General features: G+C 44.8%; 5 protein-coding genes. 2 read left to right on the plus strand and 3 right to left on the minus strand.

Annotated elements, in window-relative coordinates; genetic code table 11:
- Together ACJ751_RS00560 and ACJ751_RS00565 are read right to left on the minus strand one after the other, a co-directional pair.
- On the minus strand, positions 1 to 435 hold a 435-nt coding region (locus tag ACJ751_RS00560; RefSeq protein ID WP_407743413.1), incomplete at its 3' end, for an RNA polymerase sigma factor.
- Between the two features lie 126 nt (positions 436 to 561).
- A complete protein-coding gene (locus tag ACJ751_RS00565) occupies positions 562 to 2,259 on the minus strand; it encodes an HAD-IIB family hydrolase (RefSeq protein ID WP_407743414.1) in 1,698 nt (565 codons plus the stop codon).
- Positions 2,260 to 2,470: 211 nt separating this feature from the next.
- On the opposite strand from ACJ751_RS00565, the gene ACJ751_RS00570 reads away from it, so the two are divergent.
- Complete coding sequence (locus ACJ751_RS00570) at positions 2,471 to 3,256, plus strand: Ku protein (RefSeq protein WP_407743415.1); 786 nt, start codon at positions 2,471 to 2,473, stop codon at positions 3,254 to 3,256.
- A 107-nt stretch (positions 3,257 to 3,363) separates the two neighbouring features.
- On the plus strand, positions 3,364 to 3,858 hold the full coding sequence (locus ACJ751_RS00575; RefSeq protein ID WP_407743416.1) for a hypothetical protein: 495 nt from the start codon (positions 3,364 to 3,366) through the stop codon (positions 3,856 to 3,858).
- 14 nt (positions 3,859 to 3,872) lie between these two features.
- On the opposite strand, the gene ligD is transcribed toward ACJ751_RS00575, so the two are convergent.
- A partial coding sequence (gene ligD, locus ACJ751_RS00580; RefSeq protein ID WP_407743417.1) for a DNA ligase D occupies positions 3,873 to 5,621 on the minus strand: 1,749 nt, incomplete at its 5' end.

Raw genomic sequence — 5,621 nt, forward strand, 5'->3', positions numbered from 1 at the left:
CGACAAGTGCAGGTGCCGGGCTATTTGTTTATTGCTGAGCCCGCCCAGGAAGCTGAGCAAAATGATGTTACGACATTGAAGGGGTAATGATTCCACGCCGGAATACACATCGCGCAGTATCTCTGACCGGGTAATACTATGCAGAACGGATTCTTCCAGTTCGTCGGCCAGTATACGGAGATCGACCTTTGCCCGGGCCTGTATACGGAATTTTTGATTGTGGTTGATGCAGGCATTCCTTGTGCTGATGTATAAAAAGGTTTTTACGGCAATAGGCGAGTTGAATTGATCCTGTTTCTGCCAGTACTTTAAAAACAGTTCGGTTACAAGATCTTCTGCCACCAATGGATCGAACAGGAATTTCCGCGCAAAAAATACCAACGGATCATAAAAGCGGTTATAGATCTCCGCAAATGCAGGGTATGGTACAAGCATATAAAAGGTTTACTGGTTAAATGATAGGTGCAGACTGTTACCTGGTTGGGTGGGAATAGTAATGTGGAACGGGTGTAAAATTAGGGCAAAAAAGCGCTATGCGCCTAATACAATGTAGTGCAGCAATTATGCTGTATAACGATCATTGATCAGGTCAACAATAGCCTGGCGGCTACCGGCAATATGTTGCCCATCATTTTCAATTTTATCAACCAGCGACGCCAGTTCTTCATCGTGCACCGAATGCCGCAACCAGTTGGAGTAGTCTTTTCTTATCAAATGGTAATACCAGGTTTCTTCGTCTATACCTGCTGCCATTTGTGTAAACACCACCAGGTTGTAAGCTTTTAAATTCAGTTTGTTTTCAGGTCCGCGGAAATAAAAACTGTTATAATCCATATCACCTGTAGCGTACTTCTTTTTGTGGCGTTGTTGCAGATGTACCGGGATGCCTGTTTTTATAAGCACCGGTTCATTGCCGTCTGCAACGTCCCATACCCAGGCCTGGCCTTTTTGCAGCGGCGTTACGGCGTTTTGGTCTAAATGGATCTTTCTGAACTGACTGAATTCCCCGATGGCTTTCGCGGCATCATCGCCCATAGAAATTATCAGCGTAATTTTATTCAGCACGGCTTCATTCATGCCTTCGGTAGAAATGCTGACGAATGCGAAGTTTTTAAAATCATCAGGTATAGCGTAGTAGGAGGGTGCGGCCGGTGCGGGCAGCATATGATGCGCTTCATCTGCAATGATCCAGTGCGGGTGACCGGTTTCCTTACGCATTTGTGATAACGCCGTTAACAGGCTATTGAAAAAGCGTGGCCGGTCATCGAGCGGAATGGCCAGAATACAAACGATCACGCTTTGCATTGGATTGTTCAGTATGGACAATACCTCTTCCACTGCAGGCGCATGTTCATTATCACCAATTCGCACAACGCCGGGCAGTTCAAGATAGTCGCCTTCGGGATCTATTAAACAGAACTGGTAATTCTTTTCCAGTAGTTTTTCCAATAAAAAAGTGGTCATGGTGCTTTTGCCGCTTTTGGTAGTGCCCGAGAGCAGGATATTGGGTCCGTATGGACAAACGCTGAAGTTCTCTCCGGTGATACGCTGCCCCAAGTCCAGATAATGTCGTGTTAATCTGCAATCCACGTCCTGCAGGTCGTTTTCCAGTAAACGGTCTATAAGCTGTATTACGCCCTTCCCGTGCGGTTGATCTGTAACCCAGTCTGCGTGATGTTGAACGGCTGGTAACGCATTAGAAACGGCTACAGCGCATTCGGCGGCCTGCAACATGGCATTATCGTTCTCCGCATCGCCCACCGCCACCACATTATGCAATGACATATTCAGTTCCTTCAACGTTTCTTTCAACCCTTTTGCTTTATTGATGCCGGCCGGCAATATCATCACCGCGCCTTTGTTAAAGATCACCTGCAGCTCCAGTCCTTCTTTTTTAATGGCTTCCAAAACGGTGTTTTGATACGGTTCCCAGGTGGCCAAAATCACTTTACCAACCGACAATGGTTTTACCTGGTGATGCAATTGGCTGATAAACGATTCAGGTGGCCGTTCACCCAGCAACCGTTCTTCTTTGGTGGCCGGGTTATACAACAGGGCGCCGTTTTCAGCAACAATGCGGTCAAAGATCTCATATCCGGGAAAAACAACTTTCAGTTCATCCAGCACCCGACCGGTAACCAGGATCAGTTGACGGGTAGAGGCTTTAAGCCGGTACAGCGCATCAATAACTTCCTGTTCTACTTTGCCATGAGTAGCAAGGGTGCCATCGTAATCAGCTGCCAGGCATAAATATCTCATTGCCGCTTGTTTCAAATTAGGATTACAATCATACGGCCAGTATACCTGCGCAAAAAAATACCCATTTGCAGCGTTTGGAAGGTAATTATGGCCTTACCGGTATAACCAGCAGATTTGGTACGGGGATCCTTCAGGTTGAAATAATAACGCTTTCAATTTACGGGTGATAACTACTGGCATAAAAGTTTCTGAACCTAATAAAAAAACTGTTATGCGAGCCATTTGGACCGGAGCCATCGGTTTTGGGTTGGTAAACATTCCCATAAAAATTTACAGCGCAGTGCAAGGCAGTGAGCTTGACCTGGATATGCTGGATAAGAAGGACCATTCAAACATTCATTTCCAACGCGTGAATGCAAAAACGGGCAAGGAAGTGGCGTGGGAGAATATTGTGCGTGGTTACAACCTCGATGGGCAGTATGTGGTATTGACCGAGGAAGATTTTCAAAAAGTACGGCCGGAAAAGAACAAGATCATCAATATTACCGAGTTTGTTGATGAAACGGAGATAGATACCATGTATTATGAAAACCCATATTACCTGGCTCCGGATAAAAGCGGGGTAAAAGCGTATAACCTGTTGCGTGACGCATTGGAAGAAACAGGCAAAGTGGGGCTGGGAACTTACGTGTTGCGGAACAAGGAAAGCATTGGCGTAATAAAACCGCACGAAGATGTATTGGTATTGAACAAGATACGTTTTGGTGAAGAAATACGGGATACCACTGAGCTGGATATCAAGGCAACAAAAAGCAACCCGGCAGAATTAAAAATGGCCATCGCCCTGATAAACCAGTTGTCTGGTGATTTTGATATCACCCATTTTAAAGATACTTACTCAGCCGATCTGTTAAAGCTGATCAAGGATAAAGCAAAGGGGAAGAAAATTCAGGTGCCTCATATGCGGGTGGTGCATTCCCGCTCAAAAGACCTTATGGAACAATTGAAAGCAAGTCTTGGAAAGAAGGAAAAAGGCAGCCGCCGGAAAGCTTCCTGACCGGTTTTACAAATTCTGTCCGATAATTGGTGAAATGTGTTTTATCTCCTCAAAAAATTTCAGTATATTAGAAGAAGTCAATTATAACACATCAAAACTGCACGCTTGTGGAATACCAACAAATAGCCGAAATTTTGAACGACCTTTCTACAATTAACCGCGAACGGGCCAAGGCTTATGAAGAAGCGTCTTTCCTGAATTTTATTTTCAACCTGGAGTTACGGGGCAGCTTTGCCTTACTGGCCAATCAAAGTCGCCAGAACAGTTTTTCGCTTCGTCAATTCCTGGAACAAATGCAAAGTCACATTCCGGTGCCAAAAAAGCCATTGCCACAACTCAGTTTTGGTTATTTGTATAACCAGTGGAAAGAAATGGGTGTTTCCTTCTCAGGCCCCAATATTTACGACATGTTGAAAAGCAGCGAAAAGGGTGAAGAAGCGATACAGGTTATTTATACCCATGCCATTGAACAATTACCGGCTGGTGACCTGCAATACCTGTTAGAAACACAGTTGCGCGGATTGCAAACTTCGCACAGCATTGTAAAAGGAATATTGAACCACCCGCAAAAGTTGCCGCAGAAAATGAAAAAGTCGATATAGGCGTTTTAAACGCTTTATTCGCCTTGCATGCTATTGATCTTGCTGAGCACTTTTTTCAAATTAATGCCTTTCCCCAATACGGGTTTAAAGATATCGCCCACCTCTTTGGCCCGGCTGTACATATTTTCGATGGTAAAATCCTGAATGCTCAATCCCTTTTTAACTTCTTCCCAATGCAATGGCGCCGAAGCTGTAGCGCCCGGTTTGGGCCGTATGGAGTAGGGGGCTGCTATGGTTTGTATAGTTCGGTTTTGTAAATAATCGAGGTAGATCTTGTTTTTCCTTTTGGCCGGGCTACGCTCCAGGCTGGTAAAGGAAGGCATTTCATGGTACGCCATGGTAACTATTAATTCTGCTAACTGTTTTGATTGATCGTAATCATATGCCGCACCCAGCGGAATATAAATATGCAAACCGGTTGATCCGGATGTTTTGCAATAGGTGTCAATGCCCAGTTCGTCTGTGAGTTGTTTAATTACCTGGGCGGCTTCAATTACTTTGTCAAAAGAAATATTTCCGGGATCCAGATCAACGACACACCAGGTTGGGTTCTCTGGTTTTTTAGTGGTGCTGTGCCAGGGGTTCATTTCAATACAACCCAGGTTGGCCATATAAAGCAGGGAAGCTTCATCAGTACAAACCAGGTATTGTTTTGTTTCGCCATCCGATTCGCTCAGGTAATCGTGTTTTACTATCCAGTCGGCCACCTTTCCGCCACTAACATCCTTCTGGTAAAAACCGGGTTTATTTATGCCATTGGGATACCGGTTCATCGATTGCGGGCGGTCCTTCAAATAAGGAAGAATAAACGACGCCATTTGGTCGTAATAATTGATCAGGTCGCGTTTGGTGTATTTATCGGCCGGCCAGTATATTTTATCGAGATTGGTAAACGTCAGTTCTTTTTTATCGATCGTAACAACCTGTTCTTTGTCGGCGGAGTTCAATAATGTATTGGTTGCTTTGTTTGAAGTCTCTTTTTTGACTGGTTTGGAACCGGTTTTCTTTGGCGCTGTTTTCGTTGGCATCTCCTGGGAAGTTTGTTTTTTTGTGGATTTGGTTTCTGCCTCACCTTCCTGTACAGCGGTATCAGCATTTACCGCATTTTCCTTATGAACATCTTTGGCATTCTTATCTTCCCGCAAACCCATGAAAATGGGCTGGCGCAGAATATTGTCTTTCGTCCATTCAGAGAACTTCACCTCACCCACCAATACCGGTTTTACCCAGGTGCAGGGCATATTTGTTTTGGGTTTGGTGGCAAAAGGCGGTTTGTCAATTATCAGCGGCTTCAGCTTTTTGTAAACAGCGGCCAGTGATTTTTCTGTAAACCCCGAACCGGTATGGCCAACGTAGATCAGTTTATCTTTTTCATACACGCCCAATACAAGAGCGCCAAAATGGCTGCGGCTTCCCCTGGTTTCGGTAAAGCCTGCAATCACCACTTCCTGCCGTTGAACAGTTTTGATCTTTAACCATTGCCGCGTGCGAATTTTGGGCGTATACGTGCTGTCTCGTTCTTTGGCTATAATGCCCTCCAGGCCCTGTTCAGTGGCTGCTTCAAAAAATTGGTTGCCTTTATTTTCAATATGATCGCTGTACCGGATCATCGCATGTTCCGGTAAAATTTGTTGTAGTATTTCTTTGCGTTCAACCAATGGCAGATGCATGAGGTTATACCCGTTCAACCATAACAGGTCAAAAACATAATACACCAGTTCGCCCTCACCATTCTTTTGCCATTGTTGCAGTAATTGAAAATC

It is taken from the genome of Niastella sp. (genome assembly GCF_045805085.1).
Taxonomy (GTDB): domain Bacteria; phylum Bacteroidota; class Bacteroidia; order Chitinophagales; family Chitinophagaceae; genus Niastella.

Excerpts from the sequence above, each read along its gene's own strand:
- ACJ751_RS00565 (WP_407743414.1), bottom strand. The coding sequence starts at position 2,259 with ATGAGATATTTATGCCTGGCAGCTGATTACGATGGCACCCTTGCTACT.
- ACJ751_RS00570 (WP_407743415.1), top strand. The coding sequence starts at position 2,471 with ATGCGAGCCATTTGGACCGGAGCCATCGGTTTTGGGTTGGTAAACATT.